Raw genomic sequence first — 21,025 nt, forward strand, 5'->3', positions numbered from 1 at the left:
CGGCTCAGGCGTGGGCGTAGCGTGCCGCGGCGCCGATCCAGCGTTCGATCAGGCGCTCGGCCGCGCGCGGTTGTTGCTTGAGCATGGTCTGACCGACCTGCTGCACCGCTGGCAGCAGGTGCGCATCGCGCGCGAGGTCGGCGATGCGGAAGGCGAGCTGGCCGGTCTGGCGGGTGCCCAGCACTTCGCCCGGACCGCGCAGTTCCATATCCTTCTCGGCGATACGGAAGCCATCGCAGGTCTCGCGCATCACGTTGAGCCGCTCGCGTGCCAATGAGCCCAGCGGCGGCTGATAGAGCAGCACGCAGTTGGAGGCGATCGCGCCGCGGCCGACCCGGCCGCGCAGCTGGTGCAGCTGGGCCAGGCCCAGCCGCTCGCTGTTCTCGATCACCATCAGGCTGGCGTTGGGCACATCCACGCCGACCTCGATCACGGTCGTGGCCACCAGCACGGCCAGCTCGCCGGCCTTGAAAGCGTCCATCACCGCCTGTTTTTCCTTCGGCTTCATGCGGCCGTGGATCAACCCCACGCGGCGCCCCTCGAGCGCCGCGGAGAGCTCGGCATACGCCACCTCGGCCGCCTGCGCACGCAATTGCTCGGATTCCTCGATCAACGTGCATACCCAATAGGCCTGGCGCCCCTCCGCGCAGGCGGCGTGGATACGCTCGATCACCTCGGCGCGGCGCGCGTTGGACACGGCCACGGTCTGCACCGGCGTACGCCCGGGCGGCAGTTCGTCGATGGTGGAGACATCCAGGTCCGCGTAGGCGCTCATCGCGAGCGTGCGCGGGATCGGCGTGGCGGTAAGCACCAATTGGTGCGGCACCAGATCGCCCTCCAGGCCCTTGTCGCGCAGGGCCAGCCGCTGCTGCACGCCGAAGCGGTGCTGCTCGTCCACGATAACCAGCCCCAGCCGGGCGAAGGCGACGCCCTCCTGCATCAGGGCATGCGTGCCGACCACCACGGCCGCGCCTTCGGCGACGCGCTTGAGCGCGCTGGCGCGCGCCTTGCCCTGTTGCTTGCCGGCCAGCCATTCCACCGCGATGTCCAGCGGCTCGAGCCAATGGCGGAAGTTGCGCAGGTGCTGCTCGGCCAGCAGCTCGGTGGGCGCCATCAGCGCGACCTGCCAGCCCGCCTCGACCGCCGCCAGCGCGGCCAGCGCGGCGACCGCGGTCTTGCCGCTGCCGACGTCGCCCTGCGCCAGGCGCAGCATGGGCCTGGACTGGGCGAGATCGTCCAGCACTTCGCTCGCGACCCGTTGCTGCGCGCCGGTGAGCCGGAACGGCAGCTCGGCCAGGAACTTCGCCCGCAAGGCGCCGGGGCCCTCAAGCAACGGCGCGCGCCGGCGGCGAACGGCCGCGCGCATGCGCTTGAGGCTCAGGTGCTGGGTCAACAACTCTTCGAAGGCGAGCCGCTGCTGCGCCGGATGGCGTCCATTGACCAGGTCCGCCAGGGGCGCGTCCGGCGGCGGGCGATGCACGTACAGCAGCGCCTCGCGCAACGAGGTCAAACCGTGCGCCGCGCACAGGGCCGGCGGAATCAGCTCCAGCGCGGCATCCGGTGGAAGCAGCGCGAGCGCCTTGTCGATCACGCCGGCGAGGCGCTTTTGGCCCAGGCCTTCGGTCGTCGGGTAGATCGGGCTGAGGCGCTCGTCCATCGCCACCGCCTCGCCCTCTACGCGCTGGTACTGCGGATGGACCATTTCCAGGCCGTGCGCGCCATGGCGTGCTTCGCCGTAGCACAGCAGCTTGAGCCCGGGCTTGAGCTGCTCGGCCTGGGCGCGGTGGAAATGGAAGAAGCGCAGCAGCAGCGTCTGCCGCGAATCGTCGCCGATGGCGACCTTCAGTTGCGGCCGGTAACGGAAACCACGCTCGACCGCCTCCACCGTGCCCAGCACCTGGGCACGCTCGCCCGGATGCAGGTCGGCGATGGCGGTGAGGCGGGTCTTGTCCTCGTAACGCAGCGGCAGGTGGAACCACAGGTCCTGCACCCGTTCCAGGCCGAGCCGGCCAAGCGTGGCGGCCAATGCCGGCCCGACACCCGGTAGCGACCCGACTGGCAGCAAGCCCGGATCGGCAGGTGGCGGGGCGACGGCGGTAGCGCTGCGGGAGGGCATGGAACGCCAAGCGTATCCCAGCGCGGCGGGCACATGCAGCCGGGCGATGTGGGGGCATGCCGCGCCGGGTGGTCAGGCCACGGCGCGGTGGACGACTGGTGTCAGTCCAGCACCATGATCGCGTCCACCTCGACCTGCGCGCCCTTGGGCAGGCCCGAGACTTCGATCGTGGAGCGCGCCGGATATGGCTGCTGGAAGTATTCGGCCATCACGGCGTTGACGGCGGCGAAGTTGGCCAGGTCGGTGACGTAGATGCCCACCCGCACGAATTGCGCGAGCGAACCGCCGGCCGCGTTGGCCACTGCCGTCAGGTTGTCGAACACGCGGCGGGCCTGCGTGCTGATATCGCCCTCGACAAGGTTGCCGCTGGCCGGATCGAGCGGAATCTGACCGGAGAAATAGACCGTGTTGCCGTGGCGCACGGCCTGCGAATACGGGCCGATCGCGGCCGGCGCCTGGTCGGTGGAGACGATGCTGCGGGACATGGTATGGCCTCGTGTGGGGAAGGCCTAGTCTAGAGGGGCGAGGGACGGGCAGCGAGGGCGCGAGCTGCGGCGAGGGGCGGGATAAAGTGATAAGGGATAAAGGGAGGATTGCACGGAACGACTGCAGGAGGGGACAAAGCCCTATCGCTCGTGCTCACGCCCTCGCCACCCGTCTCTTGATCCCTCTTTCCTCCCGTTACGACGAACAGGCTAGGGTGCTTGAGCCCACCGGCCACGCTCGCGAAAGAGCTGGTGGGCTGAAGCCCACCCTACGGACTACGGACTACAACGGATAGCGGTATGCGCCGCTGACCACGCCAGTGCGGCGCACGCGGCGGATCACGTCGGCCAGGTGCTTGCGGTTCTTCACCTCGATCGCGAACAGCAAGGTGGCAGCAGCGGCGTCGCGCTCGACATACTCGACGTTCTCGATGTTGGAGTCGGCGGCGGCGATCGCGGCCGCCACGGTGGCGAGCACGCCGGTGCGGTTGATGACCTCGATGCGCAGCTCGGCGCGATAGTCGCCCTGCACGTCGCGGTCCCACTCGATGGCCACGCAGCGCTCGGGCGATTTGCGGAACTCGGCCACGTTGGGGCATTCCACGCGATGGACCACGATGCCCTTGCCGGAGGACAGGTAGCCGACGATCTCGTCGCCCGGCAATGGATGGCAGCAGTTGCCGAAACTCAGCACGCCGCGCTCGGCACCGGTGATGCGGATGTTCTCGTGGGTATGCGGCGCTTCGCTGGTGCGCCCGCCACCACGCAGCGTGACCAGGTGGTGCGCGACCTGGTCGGGCATGCGGTTGCCCAGCGCGATGTCGGCCAGCAATTCTTCCAGCCGGCGCAGCTTGGCCTCTTCCAAAAAGCGCTCGAGCGCCTTGGCCGGGATCGCGTCGATATTGGTACCCAGCGCATCCAGGGCGCGGTCGAGCATGCGATGGCCGAAGTCCACCGCGTCCTCGTGCTGCAGGTGCTTGAGGTACTGGCGGATCGCAGTGCGCGCCTTGCCGGTGACGACGAACTCGAGCCATGCGGGGTTGGGCACCGCCGAGGGCGCGGTGATGATTTCCACCAGCTGGCCCGACTCGAGCCGCGTACGCAGCGGCAGCAGTTTCTTGTCCACCCGCGCCGCGACCGCGTGGTCGCCCACGTCGGTGTGAACGGCGTAGGCGAAATCCAGCGCGGTGGCGTTGCGCGGCAGCGCCAGGATGTCGCCGCGCGGGGTGAACAGGTAGACCTCGTCGGGGAACAGGTCGATCTTGACGTTCTCGATGAACTCGGCCGACGAAGGTGTATGTGCCTGGCTGTCGGCCAGTGCGGACAGCCATTCGCGCGCGCGCGATTGCGCGCTGTTGGCCGGACCCGAGTCGGTCTTGTAGGCCCAGTGCGCAGCCACGCCGCGCTCGGCCACCGAATCCATCTCGGCGGTACGGATCTGCACCTCGATCGGCGCACCGAACGGCCCCAGCAGCACGGTATGCAGCGATTGGTAGCCGTTCGCCTTGGGAATCGCGATGAAGTCCTTGAAGCGGCGATCGACCGGGCTGTAGAGCGAGTGCACCGCGCCCAGCGCCATGTAGCAGCTCATCGCGGTATCCACCACCACGCGGAAACCGTAGACGTCCATCAACTGCGCGAAGCTCTTGTGCTCGCTGCGCATCTTCGAATAGATGCTCCACGGCGACTTGATGCGGCCGACCACCCTGGCCGGCAGGTGCTCGGTACCCAGCCGCGTGGCCAGCGCGTGCTCGATCTTGCTCATCACTTCGCGGCGGTTGCCCAGCGCAGCGCGGATGCGCTCGCTGATGACGCGGTAGCGGTCCGGATAGAGCGCGCGGAAGCCCAGGTCCTGCAATTCGGCCTTGGATTTGTTCATCCCCAGCCGCTGGGCGATCGGCGCGTAGATCTCCAGCGTCTCGCGGGCGATGCGGCGGCGCGCGGAAGGCTCCTTGGCACCGAGCGTGCGCATGTTGTGCAGGCGATCGGCCAGCTTGATCAGGATCACCCGGATGTCGCGCGCCATCGCCAGCAGCATCTTGCGGAAGCTTTCCGCATCGGCCTCCTGGCGGTTGGAGAAGCGCATCTTGTCCAGCTTGGTGACGCCATCGACCAGGTCGGCCACGACCTCGCCGAACTCCGCGGTGATTTCCGCGCGGCTCAGTTCGGTGTCTTCCAGCGTGTCGTGCAGGATCGCCGCGATGATGGTCTCGGCGTCCAGCCCGAGTTCGGCCAGGATGCCGGCGACGGCGATCGGGTGGGTGATGTAGGGCTCGCCGCTCTTGCGCGCCTGCCCACGGTGCGCGTGCGCGCCCACCTCGTAGGCACGCAGCACGCGCGCCACCTGGGTCTCGGGGAGGTAAGCCACGCGCTCCTTGAGCGCCAGCACGTAGGGGGGCAGCACGGACGCGTCCACGGAGTCGGAGGGCGTGGTCGCCGTCATCGGATCACTTGCCCCTTTCAGATCATGCTTCCGTGCGGGTGGTGGCCGCGCCAGGCGGGAATGCCGGCCCGGCCGGCAGGGCGACTGCGCACTCGGCAGCCGCCAGCGTGCATCAGTCGTCGCCGCCCTTGGACAGGTCGTCGTCGACCTCGGCCGCCGCCCATTCCAGCGCCTCGCGCTCGGCACGCTCGCGCTCGGCGCGGTCGATCTCGTCGATCGTGGCCTGGTCGATGCGGCGGTCGGCGATCTCGCGCAGCGCCAGCACGGTCGGCTTGTCGTGGTCGGGATGGACCGCCGGCTCGGCACCCTTCTCCAGCTGGCGCGCGCGCTTGGTCGCCATCAGCACTAGCTCGAAGCGGTTGTCCACCACCTCGAGGCAATCTTCCACGGTAATGCGGGCCATGCGAAATCCTCAAGCAAAAAAGCGACTTATAGGAGCGGAAGTGTAGCCGAGCGCCGGCTTGGCTGGCAATGCGGCATGCGCGTATCATGCGCGGTTCGCTCGCCGGCCATCCGGCGCCGATCCGTCTGACTGCAAAATATAAAACCACGCGGTACACTTTTAGGTACCCGGAGCGGATCCTCTTACACCGATGCTTTCCCTGCCCCATTTTTCTCTCCGCCGCCTGCTGCCGCTGGCTGCCGCGGCCCTGCTGGCCGGCTGCTCCATTGCCAAGCCGCGCACGGACGATCCACTGGAGAAGTTCAACCGCAATGTCTACGCGTTCAACGACGCGGTGGACAAGGCGGTGATCCGTCCGGTAGCCGTGGGGTACCGCAAGGTCACCAATCCGCCGGTGCGCCGTTCGGTCAGCGACTTCTTCACCAACATCCGCATGCCGATCACGGTCGCCAACGACCTGTTGCAGGCGCGTCCCAAGCAGGCGCTGCAAAGCACCGGCCGCTTCCTGGTGAACCTTACGCTGGGCCTGGGCGGCTTCTTCGATCCGGCCAGCCAGCTGGGCATCCCGCTGGAAGACAACGACTTCGGCGTGACCCTGGCGCGCTGGGGCGTGCCCGATGGACAGTACCTGGTGTTGCCGTTGATCGGTCCGACCACCGTGCGCGACGTCTGGCGCATGCCGGTGGACAGCTACTTCTTCGACCCGTTGTCGATCTACGCGCGCAACCACGACTACAAGTATGGCCAGCAGTACCTGCCGCAAATGATGTACCTGGTGACGCTGCGCTCGCGCGGCATCGACGCCGAGAGCTTCCTGGAATCGGCCTACGATCCGTACGTGTTCATGCGCGACGCCTATCGCCAGCGCCGGCTGTACCAGATCTACGACGGCAACCCGCCGGCCGAGATCATCCAGCAGATGCAGGGCCTGAACGACGACGGTTTCGATCCCGAGCAGTTGCTGGACGAGCAGCACCAGTGGGAGAACAAGCACCCGGATCCGGGTGGCCAGTAAGGGGACTTCAGCCCACCTGACCCTTCAGCCGCCGGGCGGTGGGCTGAGGTCCACCCTGCGAAAAAAGGGGCCTGACGGCCCCTTTTTTTATGCCTGCATGACCGGCTCAGCCGACCAGCACGTCGACCTCGCACACCTGTGCCAGCGCGCGCATGCCTTCGGGCATGTTCTCCACGCCGAGCGGCCGGCCCAGTCGCCGCGCCTCGGCCTGCGCCGCCAGCACGCAGGCCAGGCCCGCGCTGTCGCTGCGCGAGATGCCTGCCAGGTCCAGCCGCGCCACGGGCTCGCCAGCCAGCGCCGCACCGATCGCCTGCAGCGCCGCGGCGGCGGTCTCGAAGCTCAACACGCCGCTTGCGCGCAGCGTGCCTGGCGCCGGGCGATCGAGCTGGAAGCCTGCCGCGCTCACGAGGCCTGGCTGTCCTTGTCCATGGTCTCCAGCGCCTTGTCACCGCGGCTTTCCAGGTTGACGATCAGCTTCTCGATGCCAACCTTGCGGATCTCCGCATCCACCTGGTTGCGGTAGTTGGTGACGTAGGAAATGCCCTCGATGATCACGTCGTAGGCTTTCCAGTCACCGTTCCGGCTCTTGCGGAAGGCGTAATCGACCGAGAGTCGCTTGCCGTCGTCCAGCACGACCTGGGTACGCACCACGGTGCGCTTGTCGTTCAGGTCGCCGTGGAACGGCAACACCTGTACGGCCCCCTTGGTGTAGTTGAGCAGGCCCTCGGCGTAGCGGTGGGTGATCGAGTTGTAGAACGCCTTGGCGAAGCGCTCGCGCTGCTCGGGCGTTGCTTCGCGGGCGTGCCGGCCCAGCACCAGGATCGAGGCGTAGTCGATGTCGAAGTGCGGCAGGAATACGTCGTCGATCACCGAGATCAACTTTTCCTTGTCGGTCTTCAGCTCTTCGCGGTGGCCCGCGATGGTCGTATCCAGCTGGTGGGCGATCTCCTGGACCACCTGCTCGGGGGTCTGCTGGGAAGCCGGCGCCTGGGCGGCCGCGTCCTGGGCCCGCACGGGCGAGGCGGCCACGGCGCCGAACGCGATGGCCATGGCAAAAGCCAGAGTGCGCAACATGGGGAAACTCCTTGTGGGAAGCCGGCTCATTGCTTGCCGGCGGGGGCGTCTTTCTGTTCGGAAGGCGAGCCGTTGACCAGGAACTTGCCGATCAGGTCCTCGAGCTGCATGGCCGACTGGGTCAGCACCATTTCGTCGCCGTTCTTGAGCATCTCCGGCGAGCCGCCGGGCTGGATCGCAACGTACTGGGTGCCGATCAAACCGCTGGTGAACACCGCGGCGGCCGAATCGTCGGGGATCTGGTCGTACTTCTTGTCGATCACCAGGATCACTTCGGCATCCAGCCTGACCGGGTCGGCATGCACCGCCGCCACGCTGCCGATCGGCACACCGGCCATCTTCACCGGTGCGCCCGCCGAGAGCGCGCCGACGTTGCTGAAACGCGCCTTGAGCGTATAGCTGCCGCCGAGATTGTCGGCCACGCCGCCGGCGCCGAAGAACTTGCCGAGCATCTCCTCCAGCTGCTGCGCCGGCTTGGTGCGTGCCAGCGTGCCGCCCTCGGCCACATCCTTGTTGGAGTTGCCGTACTGGATGCCCACGTACTGGTCGCCGAGCAGACCGCTGGTGAAGATGGCGGCGACCGAATCGTCCGGAATGTGGCTGTAGCGCTCGTCGATGGCCAAGGTCACCTCGGCCGCTTCCTTTTCCGGGTCGAGCACGATCGAGCGCACCTGGCCCACGCGCACGCCGGCGATCTTCACCGGCGCGCGCTCCTTGAGCTGGCCGATGTTGGCGAAGTGCGCCTGGACCGTGTAGCTCGCACCCTGGTGAGTGTTGGCGATCGAAGTGGTCTGGGTCGCAAGGTAGGCCAGCGCGGCGAAGCCGAGCACGATGAACAGGCCGGTGCCGACGGCGTAGGAATTTCTCTGGCTCACGGCAAAATCCTCAAGGGAATCACGTCAGGCAATCACATCAAAAAGGCGGTCAGCACGAAGTCCAGCGCCAGGATCGCGATCGAGGAAGCGACCACGGTGCGGGTGGTGGCGTAGGCCACGCCTTCGCTGGTCGGCGGGGTGGTGTAGCCCTGGTAGACGGCGATCAGCGAGACCACCGCGCCGAACACGGCGCTCTTGATCACGATGCCGTTGACCACGTCCTTCCACACGTCGACGGTGGCGGTCATGTTCGACCAGAACGTGCCGTTGTCGATGCCCAGCCAGGTCACGCCCACCAGATGCCCGCCGAAGATGCCCAGCGCGCAGAACACCGCACACAGCAGCGGCATGGCGATCAGGCCGGCCAGGTAGCGCGGTACCGCCACGTAGGCGATCGGGTCGACCGCCATCATCTCCATCGCGGCCAGCTGGTCGGTGGCACGCATCAGGCCGATCTCGGCGGTGATCGAGGTCCCGGCGCGACCGGCGAACAGCAGCGCGGTGACCACCGGTCCCAGCTCGCGGTAGATCGCGATCGCCACCACCGTGCCGCTGGCCGCGGTGCCGCCGAAGATCGACAACACGTAGTAGAGCTGCAGCCCCAGCACCATACCGACGAACAGGCCGCAGACCATGATGATGGTCAGGCTCATCGCGCCGACGAACCACAGCTGGCGCACCGTCTCGCGGGCGTGCTTCATGCTGCGTGGCACGGCCGCCAGCAGGGTCAGCCCGAACAGCCCGGCTTCGCCGATCTGCGCCAGCGCATTGGCGATCACGTTGCGTTGCGGCTGCGCGCTCATGCCTTGGCTCCGGTCAGGCCCAGCGCCTGGGCGTAGTCGCCGGCGGGATACTGGAACGGCACCGGGCCGTCGATGTCGCCGCCGAAGAACTGGCGCGTCCAGGGCGAGCCGTCGTTGGCGATGGTCTTCGGATCGCCCTGCGCGACCACCTTGCCATTGGCGATCAGGTAAACCTGGTCGGCGACCTGCTTGATCGCCTCCAGTTCGTGCGCCACCAGCACGCTGGTGATGCCCAGCGTCTCGTTGAGCGTGCGGATCAGCTTGAGCACCTGGCTCAGCGCAATGGGGTCCAGGCCCACGAAGGGCTCGTCGTAGAGGATCAGCATCGGGTCGAACACGATCGCCCGCGCCAGCGCCACGCGACGCGCCATGCCGCCGGACAGCTCGGCGGGCATCAGCGCCGCGGCGCCGCGCAACCCGACCGCCTGCAGCTTGGTCAGCACGATGTTGCGGATCAGCACCTCCGGCAGCTTCGTGTGCTGGCGCAGCGGGAAGGCGACGTTCTCGAACACGTCGTAGTCGGTCAGCAAGGCGGAGTTCTGGAACAGGTAGCCGATCTTCTCGCGCAGCTCGAACAGCTTCTCGCGCGAGAGCTCCGGCACGTTCTGCCCATCGACCCGCACCTGGCCTGCATCGCCGCGCATCTGCCCGGTGATGTGCTTGAGCAGCGTGGTCTTGCCGGTGCCGCTGGGGCCCATGATCGCCGTCACCTTGCCGCGCGGGATGTCCAGGTCCAGCGCATCGAAGATGGTCTTGCCGTTGAGCACCGTGGTCAGGCCACGGATGCGTACCAGGGGTTCGACGGGGGCGGCGGGGGCGGTCATAAGCGGACTAAGGTAGCCGAGCGGTGAAGGGAGGCCAAGCTACGCGTTTGCCCCCTCGCCCGTGCGGGGAGAAGAACACAGTCAGGCGAGCAATTCGGCGATCAGTGCCTCATGGCGCTTCCACTGCAGTTCACCGCGATGCCGCACCGCCCGCACGATCGCCTGCAGGTCGGCCAGCGCCTCGTCGAACCCGTCGTTGACCACGATGTAGTCGAACTCGTGCGCGTGGCCGATCTCCTCGCGCGAATTGTGCAGCCGCCGCTCGATCACCTCCGGCGCATCCGAACCGCGCCCGCGCAGGCGGCGCTCCAGCTCGGCGCGGGAGGGGGGCAGGATGAACACGCTCACGCAATCGGACTTGGCGCGGCGGATCTGCGCGGCGCCCTGCCAGTCGATTTCCAGCAGTACGTCGCGGCCCTGGTCGAGCAGCGCCTGCACCGTCGCCACCGAGGTACCGTAGAAGTTGCCGTGCACCTCGGCGTGTTCGAGGAAGGTGCCGGCAGCGATCTGCTGCTCGAACTCCACGCGTTCGACGAAGTAGTAATGCCGGCCGAATTCCTCGCCTGCCCGCGGCGGCCGCGTGGTGTGCGAGATCGACAGCGAGATCGTCGGCTCGCGCTCCAGCAAGGCATTGACGAGCGTGGATTTGCCAGCTCCTGATGGCGCCGCGACGATGAACAGCGTGCCCGGCATCTGGACGCTCATTCGATGTTCTGCACCTGTTCGCGCATCTGTTCGATCAGCACCTTCAGCTCCACCGCCGCATTGGTGCTGCGCGCGTCGACCGACTTGGAGCCGAGCGTGTTGGCCTCGCGGTTGAACTCCTGCATGAGGAAGTCCAGCCGGCGGCCGACCGGCTCCTTCAGGCCCAGCACGCGGCGGGTCTCGGCCACGTGCGTGGCGAGCCGGTCGAGCTCCTCGTCGACGTCGCTGCGGGTGACCTGCAGCAACAGTTCCTGCTCCAGCCGGCCCGGATCTGCCGGCAGCTTCAGATCGGCCAGGCGCGCTTCCAGGCGGGCCCGCAGCGCGGTGCGGATCTCGGGCATCCAGCCGCGCACCTCGCCCACGATGCGCTCGACCGCGTCAAGCTTGTCGCGCAGGATCGCCTCCAGCTGGGCGCCCTCGCGCTCGCGGGTGGCGCTGAGCGCGTCGAGGGCGCGGTCGAGTACCTCGAACAGCGCAGCCTGCTGCGCCTCCGGATCGGCCTCGGCCTGGCGCAATACGCCGGGGAAACGCAGCAGTTCGGTCAGCTGTACCTGCATGCCGGGAAAGCGCCCGGCCAGTTCGCGGCTGAGCGTGGCCAGCCGGCCGAGCGTCACTTCATCCACTTCCAGCGAGTCGCCACGCGCCTCGCCGCCCCGCAGGCGCACGGTCAGGTCCACTTTGCCGCGCGACAGCCGCGCGGCGATGCGCTCGCGCAACGCCGACTCGTAGGAACGCAGTTCCTCGGGCAGGCGGGGGCTCAGCTCCAGGTAGCGGTGGTTGACCGTGCGCAGTTCGCAACCGAGCGTGCCGGCGGGCCCCTGGGTCTCGGCGCTGGCGTAAGCCGTCATGCTGCGGATCATGCGTCGAGCCCCTGCGGTCGGTCGGAAAGCGGCAATGGTAAACTCTCGCATCCCGCCTTGCCCAACTTCAGGCCCCCCGCATGACCATGACCCGCCCGAGCGGCCGCGCCAGCGACCAGCTGCGTCCGGTGACGCTGCAACGCCGCTATACCCGCCACGCCGAAGGCTCCGTTCTGGTGAGCTTCGGCGACACCCGCGTGCTGTGCACCGCCAGTATCGAAGACCGCGTGCCGCCGTGGCTGCGCGGCAAGGGCGAAGGCTGGATCACCGCCGAGTACGGCATGCTGCCGCGCGCCACCGGCACGCGCTCGCAGCGCGAGGCCGCGCGTGGCGTCCAGGGCGGCCGTACGCTGGAGATCCAGCGCCTGATCGGCCGCAGCCTGCGCGCCTGCATCAACCGCCAGGCGCTGGGCGAGCGCGTGATCACGCTCGATTGCGACGTGATCCAGGCCGACGGCGGCACCCGCACCGCGGCGATCACCGGCGCCTACGTGGCGCTGGTCGATGCGGTGAACTTCCTGATGAAGCGCGAGAACCTCAAGCGCAACCCGGTGGTCGGCGCGGTGGCGGCCGTCTCGGTGGGCATCTACAAAGGCGTGCCGGTGCTCGACCTGGACTACGCCGAAGATTCGTCCTGCGATACCGACATGAACGTGGTGATGAACGACGGCGGCGGCTTCATCGAAGTGCAGGGTACCGCCGAAGGCCATGCGTTCCGGCGCGAGGAGATGGACGCGATGCTGCGGCTGGCCGAGCAAGGCATCGGCGAACTGGTGGCCGCGCAACGCGCGGCACTGGCGGAAGGCTGACGTGCGGCGCCTGGTACTGGCCAGCGGCAACCGCGGCAAACTGGCCGAATTCGAAACCTTGCTGGCCGGCAGCGGCTTCGAAGTCGTCACCCAGGGTAGCCTGGGCGTGCTCGACATCGAGGAAACCGGCACCACCTTCGTGGAGAACGCGCTGCTGAAGGCGCGCCACGCCGCGCGCATCACCCGGCTGCCCGCACTGGCCGACGATTCGGGCCTGTGCGTGGAACACCTGGACGGCGCGCCCGGCCTGTACTCGGCCCGCTACGCCGGCAGCCATGGCGATGCCGCGGCCAACCGCGCCAAGCTGCTGCACGCGCTCGAGGGGGTGCCCGCCGAGCGGCGCGGCGCCTTTTTCATCTGCGTGCTGGTGCTGCTGCAGCATGCCGACGATCCGGCGCCGCTGATCGCCGAGGGTCGCTGGCAGGGGCGCATATCGGAAGCCGAACGTGGCGACGGCGGCTTCGGCTACGACCCGCTGTTCCTGCCCGAAGGGCAAACCCTGTCGGCGGCAGAGCTCGACCGGTCGCTGAAGAACCGCCTGAGCCACCGCGGCCTGGCGCTGGCCCGGCTGCACGCCCAACTGGGCGCGCAACACTAGCCATGCCGCTGATCGCACCACCGCTGGCGCTGTACGTGCACATGCCCTGGTGCGTGAAGAAATGCCCGTACTGCGATTTCAATTCGCACGGTGTGCGCGGCGAACCACCGCCCTACGCGGGCTACGTCGACACCTTGCTGGCCGACCTCGATGCCGACCTGGCCGATTTCGGCACCGCGGCGCGGGGCCGGCCGATCGCCAGCGTGTTCTTCGGTGGCGGCACCCCCAGCCTGTTCGCGCCCGAGCACATCGCCCGCTTCCTCGAAGGCGCCTGCGCGCGGCTGCCGTTCGCGGCGGACTGCGAGATCACGCTGGAAACCAATCCCGGCACGGTCGAGCACGGCCGCTTCGACGGCTACCTGGCCGCGGGCGTCAATCGACTGTCGTTCGGCATCCAGAGCTTCGACGACGACAAGCTGCGCCGGCTGGGTCGCATCCACTCGGCCGCCGAGGCCGAGGCGGCGGTGAAGTCGGCGCAGGACGCCGGTTACGCCAACCTCAACCTGGACCTGATGTACGCGCTGCCGCAGCAGCCGCTCGAAGGCGCACTGGCGGACGTCGAGCGCGCCATCGCGCTGGCGCCCACGCACATCTCGCACTACCAGCTCACCCTCGAGCCCAACACCGCCTTCGCCGCCAACCCGCCGCCGCTGCCCGACGACGACCACGCCTGGGCCATGCAGGAAGCCTGCGAGACGCACCTGGCACAGGCCGGTTACGGGCAGTACGAGGTGTCCGCCTACGCCCGGCCGGACCGGCGCTGCCGGCACAACCTCAACTACTGGGAATTCGGCGACTATCTCGGCATTGGCGCCGGCGCGCACGGCAAGCTCACCGACGTGGCCGCGGGAACGGTGCGCCGACGCTGGAAGAGCCGCCATCCGCGCACCTATCTGGAGGCCGCCGGCGGACCGGCACGCATCGGCGGCGACGGGCCGGTCGACCCGGCCGAGCTGCCGTTCGAATACATGCTCAATGCGCTGCGGCTGCACCAGGGTGTGCCGCTGGAAGCCTTCGCCCAGCGGACCGGGTTGCCGCTTGCGCGCCTGGCCCCTGCCCTCGCCCAGGCGCGCAAGCGCGGCTGGCTGCTGGACGAGCCGGGCCGGCTGCACCCGTCCCCGCTGGGCCAGCGCTTCCTCAACGACCTGATCGGGCTGTTCCTGGACTGACGACCGGCTTGGTGGCGAACCGGCGCCCAGGCGCTTACACTACGAAGTGTCAAGAATCCGAGAACTGCGTCATGGATGTCGAGCAAAGGCAGTACCAGGCGGCCGTGCCCGGATCGGACAGCCGAAGCACCCTGCAGCACATGCCGGTACGCGTCCAGCGCCTGGTGGCCGAACTGCGCGCGTTGTGCGTCACGCGGTTGGAGCCCGCGCTGCTGGACGGCCTTCAGACGCTCGATGACGCCCTCTATCAGCAGGCGGAACGTTCGCGCGGACACCTTGAGCAACAACGCTGCTTCGACAGCCGCGCGATGGTGCGATGCCACCGGGCCGCCTTCGTGCGGCTGGTGTCCGACCATGTCACCGACAGCTTCACGCGGCTGGGCGATGCCGACGGGTCGTCCGAAGCGCCGGCAGCCGCCGCTTCGCTGAGCCTGCTCGACCGCAACGAACACGAACTCAACGCCGCGTTGGAACAGCTGACCTCGCGCGGCGAAGCGCACACCGGCCCGGTACTCGCCGAACTGTCCTATCGCATGGCCGTACTGGTCGGCGCGCCGCCGCTGGAAGGCGACGCGCTGCCGGCGTCGCCGCCGAACCTGGCCTTGGCGGTGCGCCGGGCGATCCCCGCGCTGGACCTGCCGCCGGAGCACCAGTTGATGCTGGTGCAGGTATTGGAACGCAAGCTGGCGGCGGTTCTGCCGGCCCTGTACGAGGCGGCCAACGCGCAACTGCTGGGCAGCGGCATCCTTCCGCACCTGCGCGCCTTCGCCGGTGCGCGACCGGCCAACGCGCCGCCCGCGCCGCCGTCGATCAAGGCGCCCGCGCCCGCCGCGGAGCCCGCCCCGGCGGCCACCGCCACCAGCCACGAGCCGATCGCGGTGTTGGAAACCCTGCGCGACCTGCTGGCGCGCCAGCGTGCCGGTGAAGCACGGGTCGCCACCGATTCCGCCGCCAGCGCGGCGGAGCTGGAAATCGCCTTGGGTGCGCTGCAAAAACATCTGGTCCAGGTCACCGATCGCGCCAGCCGTGAGTTGCGCAGCGCGCAGCGCCTGCGCGAGGAGTTGCTTGCCCACCTGAACGCGGGCAAGCCCACTGGCGCGGCGCGCACGGGCCTGAGTCCGGAGCAGGACGACACCGTCGAGCTGGTCGCGCGGCTGTTCGAACAGCTCGGCCAGCAACTGCATCAGGGACCCGGCGCCACGGCCCTGCTCGGCGACCTGCAGGTGCCGATCCTGCGCATGGCGATGACCGACCGCAGCTTCTTCGAGCAGGACGAACATCCGGCCCGACATCTGCTGGGCACGCTGGCCGAGGCGTCCAACGAATGGGGCGACGGCAAGGACATCGATCCCGACCTGGCCACCCAGCTCAGCCGACTGGTCGCCCGCGCGCAGCGCGAAGCGCCCAGCGCCGGCCTTTACACCAGCCTGCTGGCGGACATCCGCCATCACCTGGCCCAGCTCAGCCGCAAGGCCCAAGTCACCGAGCGCCGCCAGGTCGAGGCGATGCAGGGCCGCGAGCGGCTGCACCAGGCACGCGAGCGCGCCACCGAAGTGCTCGCCGCCCGCTTCGCCGAAGCCACCCCGCGCGGCCTGCTGCGCGCCCTGCTCGACCGCGCCTGGTCGGACGTGCTGGCGCTGGCGCTGCTGCGCCACGGCGAAGACAGCGAGGCGTTCGCCGAGCGGCTGCGGATCACCGACCAGTTGCTCGGCCGTCTGCCGGTGGAGGATCCGCTGCGCCTGCGCCTGGCCGTGGAAGACCACCTCCAGCAGATCGGCATGCAGGCGGAGGAGGCCGAACAGGTGGCTCATCGCCTGATCGGCGGCGAACCGGCTCCCGCCAGACCGGCCGAGCCTGCAGCCGACCTGCCGCCCGTGCCCGCCGCGGGTGCGGACATGCCGGCCCTGGCCGCCTACGCCCAGGCCGCGGAACCGCCGAGCGCCACCGATCTTGCCCTGCGGCTGAAGCAGCGCCAGCGGCTCGGTGAGCAGCGCGGACAGGAGGCGCGCCCGGCCGCGCAGGCCCCCGAGCCGCCGCTCGGCCCGCAGGAAGCGCGCATCCACAACCGCTTGCGGCAACTGCCGTTCGGTAGCTGGTTCGAGTTCATCGACCCGCAGACCGGTGCCATCGAACGGCGCAAGCTGGCGTGGTTCTCGCCGCTGTCGGGCAACAGCCTGTTCGTCAACCGGCGCGGCCAGCGGATGGCCGAGTTGAACCTGCGCGAACTGGCCGCGGCCATCGCCAGCGGTCGGGTGCGGGAACAGGCGACGCAACGCGATGGCCTGTTCGACCGCGCTTGGCGCGCTCTGGCCGGCAGCCTGCAGCGGCCGTCCGCCCGCGCATGACCGCCCAGGTCATTTCGTTTGAACAGCGCCGCGCACCACGCAAGCGCGCGGCCGCCGCGGCGCTGGTCACCGACACCATCCATGCGCGACCGCTTGGCCACCTGTGCAACCTGTCGGCCAGCGGCGTGCTGCTGATTGCCCCGCAGCGTCCACGCAGCGAAGCGGTATTCCAGGCGCGCCTGCCGCTGGCCGATGGCCCGCAGGGCGCGGCGGCCATCGAACTGGGCTTGCAGGAACAGTGGCATCAGGCGGCCAACGCCGGGCAGGTCTGGGTGGGCTACCGCATCATCGCGATCGCACCGCAGGACGCGCTCACGCTCGTCCAGTGGCTGCAGCGCGCCTGAACCGGTTACGGTGACGCGCCCGCGCCATCGGCATAGACTCGCTGGCATCGTGGTATGGCAAGGCTTCCCATGGATGTCGAACAACCGGGCCGGCATCGCTTGAGCGCGGACGCGCCGCCCGTGGACTGGCCAGCCAGGACGCGCCGGCTGGTGGACGAGATCCGCCTGCTCTGTCGCGACTGGCTGTCCGCACCGCTGAGAGTTTGCCTGGCCGACTTCGATCGGGCGCTGCATGATCGCGCCGCCAACACTCGCAGCCACATCGAGCAGCAGCGCTACCAGGCCACCCGCCAGCGCGTGGTGCAGGAGCGCCAGGCATTCGAGCAACGCTTCATCGAATGCGTGGACCGTGGTCTGCTGCAACTGGGCTCGCAGCCGGTCGCGGCCAAGGCACCGCCCGCGCGCCTGACGCTGAGCCTGCTCGATCCGCTCGAACACGAGATGACCGCAGCGCTCGACCAGCTGGTCGCCCGCAGCGCGGCGCGCGGCGGCCCGTTGCTGGTGGAACTGAGTTACCGCCTGGCGGTGTTGATCGGCATGCCGCCGCTGGAAAGCGAATCCATGCCGCTGGGTCCGCAGGCGATGGCCCGGGCGTTTCGCGACTCCAGTGCTGCGCTCGGGTTGCCGGCCGAGCATCACCTACTGTTGCTGCAGGCAGTGGAAGGCCGGCTGATCGAAGGACTGACGCCGCTCCACGAGATGGTCAACGACCATCTGGCGGCGGCCGGCATCCTGCCGCGGCTGCGCCCGTTCCCGCTGCCGCGCTCGCCGCGGCAGCCGCGCCGTCCGCGCCCGCTGCCGCCGGCAGCGGCGCCCGAGCCGGCGGCCACGTCGGCTCGCGCCGCCGGCCTGCGCGAGTTGCTCGTGCGCCAGCGCGGCCCGCGCCCGGTATCCGGCCATGCCCGCTTCGCCAGCGGCGACGAACTGCTGGCCGCGCTGGTCGCCCTGCAACACCAGCCGGGCCGCAACGCGGAGGGCGGCCTGCTGCGGCGCGCCCAGCGCCTGCGCGAGGCCCTGGTCGACCAGCTCAACGCGGGCCAGCCGATCGACGCCATACCGATCCTGCCCGGCCCCGATGCGGACGATGCGCTGGAACTGAGCGTGCGGCTGTTCGACACCCTGCACCAGCAACTGCCGCCATCGACGCCCGCGCACGGCCTGCTGGACCGCGTGCAATGGTCCATGCTGCGCGCCGCCGTCGCCGACGGCAGTTTCTTCGAGCGCCGCGATCACCCCGCCCGGCTGCTGCTGGAGCAACTGCTGCAAGCGGCCCGCGACTGGCTGGAGGGCGGCGACAACGCATTGGTAGCGCCGCTGGAACCCCTGCTCGACCGCCTTGATCGCGAACCGCCGACGGCCACGTTGCATGCCGAGCTGCGCGCGGAGCTGGAGCGCCAGGTCGGCCAGCTGCAACGCAAGGCCCAGCTCGCCGAGCGCCGGCACGTCGAAGCCATGCAAGGCCGCGAGCGCCTCGAACAGGCACGCCAGCGCGCCAATGAGCTGCTTGCCGGCCTGCTCGCCAAGGCGCCGCCACGCGCAGCCCTGCGCGCGCTGCTCGAACACGCCTGGTCCGACGTGCTGGCGCTGACCCTGTTGCGCCACGGCGAACAGAGCGAAACGTTCGCCCGGCGCCTGGTGATCACCGACCAGCTGCTGGGTCGCCTGCCCCCGGGCAATCTGGAAACCTTGCAGGCCGAAGTGGTCGCCGGCCTCCAGCAGATCGGCATGCACGGTGAGGAAGCCAGCGCGATCGCGCAACGGCTGATCGGCGCCGGCGCCGTCATGCAGGACGCCGACGCACCCGGCCTGACCGGCCTGGCGTTGCGGCTGAAGCAGCGCCAGACCGCGGGCGACACCGCCGTCCCGGCGGACGCCGCGCCCGTGCTGTCCGCCGAAGCCCTGCGCCTGCACCAGCGCTTGCGCCAGCATGCCGGAGTCTGGTTCGAATTCACCGAGCCCGACGGTGGCCGCGCGCGCCGCAAGCTGGCGTGGTATTCCCCGCGCGCCGCACGCGGCCTGTTCGTGACGCGACAGGGCCAGCGCGCCGAGGAGATGAGCCTGGCCGAGCTGGCGCAGGCCATCGGCGCGGGTAAAGTTCGCGAAGTGCCGGCCGTTAACGAGAGCGACCTCGACCGTGCCTGGCGTGCGCTGACCGACAGCCTGCGCCAGCCCAGCCCCATGCCCGGAGCCCGTTCGTGACGCCCAACCCGCAGGAAAGCCGCCGCGCCCAGCGCAAGCCCGTCAACCTCGCCGCCCAGGTGACTGATGCGATCAGCGGCCAGCACATGGGCCAGCTGGGCAACCTGTCGGCCAGCGGCATGCTGCTGATCGGCAGCGAGGCCCCGCGCAACGAGGCGATCTACCAGCTGCGCCTGCCGTTGCCCGGGCTGGCCGAGACGCCGCCGACCATCGAGGTCGGCGTGCAGGAGCAGTGGCACGAGGAAGCGGCCACGCCCGGCCAGGTCTGGGCCGGCTACCGCATCATCGCCATTGGCGAAGCGGAAGCCGAACAGCTCCAACGCTGGCTGGACATGCCCGGCTGACGGGCCGTCCGCGCGGGCGGGTGGTCCTCGGGCCGCTGCCGCGCGATCATGGGTGTCTCCCCACCGGCGGGTCTGGCCTCGCGCGCCCGCCGCCCGATGAAGGACGCCGCATGACCGAGAACCTCGCCCCGCTCTACACCCAGCACCTGGCCGCCCTGCGCGAACGCGCGGACAAGGCGCTCGCGGCGGGTGGCTTCGACCGACTGCTGATTGCCGCGGGCAGGCCGCTGAACAAGTTCCTCGACGATCAGGATTTCCCGTTCGTCTCCAACCCCCATTTCCGCCACTGGCTGCCGCTGACCGACGCCCCGGGCAGCTGGATCGTCTACGCACCGGGCGCCAGGCCCAGGCTGGTGTTCGTGCAGCCGCGCGATTACTGGCACGTGGTGCCGGCCGCGCCCAGCGGCGACTGGGTGGAACACTTCGACATCCAGGTCGTGCGCAGCGCCGCCGATGCCATCGCCGCCCTGCCCAAGGACGGCCGCAACGCGGTGATCGGCCCGGCCTGCCCGTCGATCGAGGGCGTCGAGGCGAACAACCCGCAGCCGGTGATGGACTACCTGCACTGGCACCGCAGCTACAAGACCGCCTACGAACTGGCGCTGATGCGCGAAGCCAACCGCATCGGCACGCGCGCGCACCGCGCGGCCGAGGCGGCCTTCCGCAGCGGCGAGAGCGAGTTCGGCATCCACATGGCCTACCTCGCCGCTGCGCGCCAGATCGACGCGGAACTGCCCTACGCCAGCATCGTCGGCCTCAACGAGCACGGCGCCGTGCTGCACTACAGCCACTTCGACCGCCAGCCGCCGACCGCACACCGCTCGTTCCTGATCGACGCCGGCGCCAGCCACGCCGGTTACGCCAGCGACATCACGCGCAGCTATGCTGCCACCGGTGCCGACGAGTTCCAGGCATTGATCGAGAGCATGGATGGCGCCCAGCGCGAGCTGGCCTCGAAAGTGCGCGCCGGACAGAGCTACCCGGAACTGCACATCCATGCCCACCACTTGGTGGCCGGCGTGCTGCGCGAGCACGGCATCATCCGCATGGGTGCAGAGGCGGCGGTCGCCGGCGGCGTCACGTCCGCGTTCTTCCCGCACGGCCTCGGCCACCCGATCGGCCTGGCGGTGCACGACGTGGCCGGGTTCCAGGAAAGCGAACGCGGCGGCAGCATCCCGCGGCCGGAAGGGCACCCCTACCTGCGCATGACCCGCGTGCTGGAACCAGGCATGGTGGTGACCATCGAGCCGGGCCTGTACTTCGTCGACATGCTGCTGGAGGAACTGCGCGCCAACCCCGCCGCCAAGGACGTCGACTGGGCACGCGTGGACGCGTTGCGTCCCTACGGCGGCATCCGCATCGAGGACGACGTCGTGTGTACCGAGGGCGAGCCGGAAAACCTCACCCGCGACGCCTTCGCCATCCTCTGACCGGAAACCTGTAGGAGCCCACTTGTGGGCGATGCTCTTTCCCTCCTCACCAGAGCAGGAGCATCGCCCACAAGTGGGCTCCTTGTATGTTGCTCACGCACACACAGAGGTGCGAACCAAGCAAGTGTGTTTCCGGGGAGGCCGTGGGCTCCTTGAGGCGAAATCTTCGACCTCGTCTGTAGAG

Annotated in this window: 20 protein-coding genes; 9 read left to right on the forward strand and 11 right to left on the reverse strand. The window is 69.2% G+C overall.

Going from position 1 to position 21,025, the window contains the following annotated elements; translation table 11 throughout:
* Positions 1-4 precede the first annotated feature (4 nt).
* The 4 genes from recG to rpoZ all read right to left on the reverse strand — a co-directional run bounded on the left by recG (position 5) and on the right by rpoZ (position 5,447).
* A complete protein-coding gene (recG, locus tag OSC30_RS15045) occupies positions 5-2,116 on the reverse strand; it encodes an ATP-dependent DNA helicase RecG (protein WP_267172683.1) in 2,112 nt (703 codons plus the stop codon).
* A 101-nt stretch (positions 2,117-2,217) separates the two neighbouring features.
* Complete coding sequence (locus OSC30_RS15050) at positions 2,218-2,601, reverse strand: RidA family protein (RefSeq protein ID WP_267172684.1); 384 nt, start codon at positions 2,599-2,601, stop codon at positions 2,218-2,220.
* 283 nt (positions 2,602-2,884) lie between these two features.
* Positions 2,885-5,044 carry a RelA/SpoT family protein gene (locus OSC30_RS15055; RefSeq protein WP_267172685.1) on the reverse strand — a complete coding sequence of 720 codons (2,160 nt, stop codon included), beginning with the start codon at positions 5,042-5,044 and terminating at the stop codon, positions 2,885-2,887.
* A 112-nt stretch (positions 5,045-5,156) separates the two neighbouring features.
* A complete protein-coding gene (gene rpoZ / locus OSC30_RS15060; protein ID WP_091334509.1) occupies positions 5,157-5,447 on the reverse strand; it encodes a DNA-directed RNA polymerase subunit omega in 291 nt (96 codons plus the stop codon).
* 190 nt (positions 5,448-5,637) lie between these two features.
* On the opposite strand from rpoZ, the gene OSC30_RS15065 reads away from it, so the two are divergent.
* Positions 5,638-6,462, forward strand: a complete 825-nt coding sequence (locus OSC30_RS15065; RefSeq protein ID WP_267172686.1) for an MlaA family lipoprotein — start codon at positions 5,638-5,640, stop codon at positions 6,460-6,462.
* A 106-nt stretch (positions 6,463-6,568) separates the two neighbouring features.
* On the opposite strand, the gene OSC30_RS15070 is transcribed toward OSC30_RS15065, so the two are convergent.
* From OSC30_RS15070 to OSC30_RS15100, 7 genes are all read right to left on the reverse strand, one after another.
* Entirely contained in the window at positions 6,569-6,868 is a 300-nt protein-coding gene (locus OSC30_RS15070) for an STAS domain-containing protein (RefSeq protein WP_267172687.1), read from the reverse strand.
* Positions 6,865-7,536 carry an MlaC/ttg2D family ABC transporter substrate-binding protein gene (locus tag OSC30_RS15075; protein ID WP_267172688.1) on the reverse strand — a complete coding sequence of 224 codons (672 nt, stop codon included), beginning with the start codon at positions 7,534-7,536 and terminating at the stop codon, positions 6,865-6,867. The genes OSC30_RS15070 and OSC30_RS15075 overlap by 4 nt, the downstream gene beginning before the upstream one ends.
* Before the next feature lie 26 nt (positions 7,537-7,562).
* A complete protein-coding gene (gene mlaD / locus OSC30_RS15080) occupies positions 7,563-8,411 on the reverse strand; it encodes an outer membrane lipid asymmetry maintenance protein MlaD (protein WP_267172689.1) in 849 nt (282 codons plus the stop codon).
* Between the two features lie 32 nt (positions 8,412-8,443).
* Positions 8,444-9,214 carry a lipid asymmetry maintenance ABC transporter permease subunit MlaE gene (gene mlaE / locus OSC30_RS15085; RefSeq protein ID WP_267172690.1) on the reverse strand — a complete coding sequence of 257 codons (771 nt, stop codon included), beginning with the start codon at positions 9,212-9,214 and terminating at the stop codon, positions 8,444-8,446.
* Positions 9,211-10,038 (reverse strand): ABC transporter ATP-binding protein, encoded by an 828-nt coding sequence (locus OSC30_RS15090; RefSeq protein ID WP_267172691.1) that lies wholly within the window; start codon positions 10,036-10,038, stop codon positions 9,211-9,213. The genes mlaE and OSC30_RS15090 overlap by 4 nt, the downstream gene beginning before the upstream one ends.
* An 81-nt stretch (positions 10,039-10,119) precedes the next feature.
* Positions 10,120-10,743, reverse strand: coding sequence for a guanylate kinase (gene gmk, locus OSC30_RS15095; protein WP_267172692.1), 624 nt, complete (start codon positions 10,741-10,743; stop codon positions 10,120-10,122).
* Entirely contained in the window at positions 10,740-11,603 is an 864-nt protein-coding gene (locus OSC30_RS15100) for a YicC/YloC family endoribonuclease (RefSeq protein ID WP_267172693.1), read from the reverse strand. The genes gmk and OSC30_RS15100 overlap by 4 nt, the downstream gene beginning before the upstream one ends.
* 80 nt (positions 11,604-11,683) lie before the next feature.
* Here OSC30_RS15100 and rph point away from each other — a divergent pair, with 80 nt between their 5' ends.
* The 8 genes from rph (at position 11,684) to pepQ (ending at position 20,841) form a co-directional block, all read left to right on the forward strand.
* Positions 11,684-12,412, forward strand: coding sequence for a ribonuclease PH (rph, locus tag OSC30_RS15105; protein WP_267172694.1), 729 nt, complete (start codon positions 11,684-11,686; stop codon positions 12,410-12,412).
* A gap of 1 nt (position 12,413) precedes the next feature.
* Complete coding sequence (gene rdgB, locus OSC30_RS15110) at positions 12,414-13,010, forward strand: RdgB/HAM1 family non-canonical purine NTP pyrophosphatase (protein ID WP_267172695.1); 597 nt, start codon at positions 12,414-12,416, stop codon at positions 13,008-13,010.
* A gap of 2 nt (positions 13,011-13,012) precedes the next feature.
* Positions 13,013-14,179 (forward strand): radical SAM family heme chaperone HemW, encoded by a 1,167-nt coding sequence (gene hemW / locus OSC30_RS15115; protein WP_267172696.1) that lies wholly within the window; start codon positions 13,013-13,015, stop codon positions 14,177-14,179.
* Between the two features lie 71 nt (positions 14,180-14,250).
* On the forward strand, positions 14,251-16,524 hold the full coding sequence (locus OSC30_RS15120) for a DUF1631 family protein (RefSeq protein ID WP_267172697.1): 2,274 nt from the start codon (positions 14,251-14,253) through the stop codon (positions 16,522-16,524).
* Positions 16,521-16,868 (forward strand): PilZ domain-containing protein, encoded by a 348-nt coding sequence (locus OSC30_RS15125; protein ID WP_267172698.1) that lies wholly within the window; start codon positions 16,521-16,523, stop codon positions 16,866-16,868. The genes OSC30_RS15120 and OSC30_RS15125 overlap by 4 nt, the downstream gene beginning before the upstream one ends.
* A 69-nt stretch (positions 16,869-16,937) precedes the next feature.
* Positions 16,938-19,067, forward strand: a complete 2,130-nt coding sequence (locus tag OSC30_RS15130; protein WP_267172699.1) for a DUF1631 family protein — start codon at positions 16,938-16,940, stop codon at positions 19,065-19,067.
* A complete protein-coding gene (locus OSC30_RS15135) occupies positions 19,064-19,411 on the forward strand; it encodes a PilZ domain-containing protein (protein WP_267172700.1) in 348 nt (115 codons plus the stop codon). The genes OSC30_RS15130 and OSC30_RS15135 overlap by 4 nt, the downstream gene beginning before the upstream one ends.
* A 110-nt stretch (positions 19,412-19,521) precedes the next feature.
* Complete coding sequence (pepQ, locus tag OSC30_RS15140; protein ID WP_267172701.1) at positions 19,522-20,841, forward strand: Xaa-Pro dipeptidase; 1,320 nt, start codon at positions 19,522-19,524, stop codon at positions 20,839-20,841.
* Positions 20,842-21,025 lie beyond the last annotated feature (184 nt).

Source organism: Frateuria hangzhouensis (assembly GCF_026410505.1).
Lineage (GTDB): Bacteria > Pseudomonadota > Gammaproteobacteria > Xanthomonadales > Rhodanobacteraceae > Frateuria_A > Frateuria_A hangzhouensis.

Coding starts and splice junctions, on each gene's coding strand:
- recG (WP_267172683.1), bottom strand. CDS start 2,116: ATGCCCTCCCGCAGCGCTACCGCCGTCGCCCCGCCACCTGCCGATCCG.
- OSC30_RS15050 (WP_267172684.1), bottom strand. CDS start 2,601: ATGTCCCGCAGCATCGTCTCCACCGACCAGGCGCCGGCCGCGATCGGC.
- OSC30_RS15055 (WP_267172685.1), bottom strand. CDS start 5,044: ATGACGGCGACCACGCCCTCCGACTCCGTGGACGCGTCCGTGCTGCCC.
- rpoZ (WP_091334509.1), bottom strand. CDS start 5,447: ATGGCCCGCATTACCGTGGAAGATTGCCTCGAGGTGGTGGACAACCGC.
- OSC30_RS15065 (WP_267172686.1), top strand. CDS start 5,638: ATGCTTTCCCTGCCCCATTTTTCTCTCCGCCGCCTGCTGCCGCTGGCT.
- OSC30_RS15075 (WP_267172688.1), bottom strand. CDS start 7,536: ATGTTGCGCACTCTGGCTTTTGCCATGGCCATCGCGTTCGGCGCCGTG.
- mlaE (WP_267172690.1), bottom strand. CDS start 9,214: ATGAGCGCGCAGCCGCAACGCAACGTGATCGCCAATGCGCTGGCGCAG.
- OSC30_RS15090 (WP_267172691.1), bottom strand. CDS start 10,038: ATGACCGCCCCCGCCGCCCCCGTCGAACCCCTGGTACGCATCCGTGGC.
- gmk (WP_267172692.1), bottom strand. CDS start 10,743: ATGAGCGTCCAGATGCCGGGCACGCTGTTCATCGTCGCGGCGCCATCA.
- OSC30_RS15100 (WP_267172693.1), bottom strand. CDS start 11,603: ATGATCCGCAGCATGACGGCTTACGCCAGCGCCGAGACCCAGGGGCCC.
- rph (WP_267172694.1), top strand. CDS start 11,684: ATGACCATGACCCGCCCGAGCGGCCGCGCCAGCGACCAGCTGCGTCCG.
- hemW (WP_267172696.1), top strand. CDS start 13,013: ATGCCGCTGATCGCACCACCGCTGGCGCTGTACGTGCACATGCCCTGG.
- OSC30_RS15120 (WP_267172697.1), top strand. CDS start 14,251: ATGGATGTCGAGCAAAGGCAGTACCAGGCGGCCGTGCCCGGATCGGAC.
- OSC30_RS15125 (WP_267172698.1), top strand. CDS start 16,521: ATGACCGCCCAGGTCATTTCGTTTGAACAGCGCCGCGCACCACGCAAG.
- OSC30_RS15130 (WP_267172699.1), top strand. CDS start 16,938: ATGGATGTCGAACAACCGGGCCGGCATCGCTTGAGCGCGGACGCGCCG.
- pepQ (WP_267172701.1), top strand. CDS start 19,522: ATGACCGAGAACCTCGCCCCGCTCTACACCCAGCACCTGGCCGCCCTG.